The sequence below is a fragment of the Mycobacterium sp. E3198 genome (assembly GCF_001667015.1).
In the GTDB taxonomy this organism is placed as follows: Bacteria; Actinomycetota; Actinomycetes; order Mycobacteriales; family Mycobacteriaceae; genus Mycobacterium.
Genome location: NZ_LZIS01000100.1, coordinates 1 through 1,648 on the forward strand (window position 1 = coordinate 1; position 1,648 = coordinate 1,648).

At 69.5% G+C, this 1,648-nt stretch carries 2 protein-coding genes; both read left to right on the top strand.

Annotated elements, in window-relative coordinates; translation table 11 throughout:
* The first annotated feature begins 73 nt into the window (after nucleotides 1-73).
* Nucleotides 74-1,189 carry a Xaa-Pro peptidase family protein gene (locus tag A5673_RS11705; RefSeq protein ID WP_068231690.1) on the top strand — a complete coding sequence of 372 codons (1,116 nt, stop codon included), beginning with the start codon at nucleotides 74-76 and terminating at the stop codon, nucleotides 1,187-1,189.
* Between the two features lie 14 nt (nucleotides 1,190-1,203).
* A partial coding sequence (locus A5673_RS11710; protein WP_068231693.1) for an elongation factor P occupies nucleotides 1,204-1,648 on the top strand: 445 nt, incomplete at its 3' end.

A 1,648-nucleotide genomic window follows, 5' to 3' on the forward strand; every position in this document is an offset into this window, starting at 1 on the left:
CCGCGGCGAACACCAATCCGCGCAGCATCCAGTTCCTCATGAAGGAAAAGCGTAGCGAGTACCGTCAAGGGTCGTGACACATTCCCAGCGTCGAGACAATCTGAAAGCGCAAATCGGAGCCAGCGGGCTGGACGCGATGCTGGTCACGGACCTGATCAACGTGCGCTACCTGTCGGGTTTCACCGGTTCGAACGGCGCGTTGCTGGTTTTCGCCGACGATCGGGGGCCGGTGCTGGCGACCGACGGCCGGTACCGCACGCAGGCGGCGGCGCAGGCGCCCGACCTCGAGGTCGCGATCGAGCGGGCCGTCGGGCGGCACCTGGTCGGCCGGGCCGCCGACGCCGGCGTCGGCAAGCTGGGCTTCGAGAGCAACGTGGTCACCGTCGACGGTTTCGACGCGCTGCGGGGAGAGCTCGAGGACCGCAAGGCGGCCACCGAGCTGGTGCGGGCCGCCGGCACCGTCGAGGCGCTGCGCGAGGTCAAGGACGCCGGCGAGGTGGCGCTGCTGCGGCTGGCCTGCGAGGCCGCCGACGCGGCGCTGGCCGACCTGGTCGAGCGTGGCGGCCTGCGACCCGGCCGGACGGAGCGCGAGGTGAGCCGCGAGCTGGAGTCGCTGATGCTCGACCACGGCGCGGACGCGATCTCGTTCGACACCATCGTGGCCGCGGGTCCGAATTCGGCGATCCCGCACCACCGCCCGACCGACGCGGTGCTCGCCGCCGGGGATTTCGTCAAGATCGACTTCGGTGCCCTGGTCGCCGGCTACCACTCCGACATGACCCGGACGTTCATCCTCGGCAAGGCCGCCGACTGGCAGCTGGAGATCTATCAACTGGTCGCCGACGCGCAGCGGGCCGGCCGGGAGGCGCTGAAGCCGGGAGCCGACCTGCGCGACGTGGACGGCGCGGCGCGGCGGCCGATCGCCGACGCCGGCTACGGGGACAACTTCGGCCACGGTTTGGGCCACGGCGTGGGCCTGCAGATCCACGAAGCGCCGGGGATCGGCGCCACGTCCGCCGGTACACTGCTTGCGGGCTCCGTGGTGACCGTGGAGCCCGGCGTCTATCTACCCGGCCGCGGTGGTGTCCGCATCGAGGACACTCTCGTCGTTGCCGACGGGACGTCGCACAGCGCCGGGGATACCCCGGAACTACTGACCCGGTTCCCCAAAGAACTGGCAATCCTTTAGGAGATACACCGATCGTGGCTTCGACTGCCGACTTCAAGAATGGGCTCGTCCTGGTGATCGACGGCCAGCTGTGGCAGATCGTCGAGTTTCAGCACGTCAAACCCGGCAAGGGCCCGGCCTTCGTGCGCACCAAGCTGAAGAACGTGCTGTCCGGCAAGGTGGTCGACAAGACGTACAACGCCGGCGTGAAGGTGGACACGGCGACCGTGGACCGGCGCGACACCACCTACCTGTACCGCGACGGTTCGGACTTCGTGTTCATGGACAGCCAGGACTACGAGCAGCACCACCTGCCGGAGTCGCTGGTCGGCGACGGCGCCCGCTTCCTGCTGGAGGGCCTGCCGGTGCAGGTGGCCTTCCACAACGGGGCGCCGCTGTACCTCGAGCTGCCGGTGTCCGTCGAGCTGGTGGTCAGCCACACCGAGCCCGGCCTGCAGGGCGACCGGTCCAGCGCGGGCA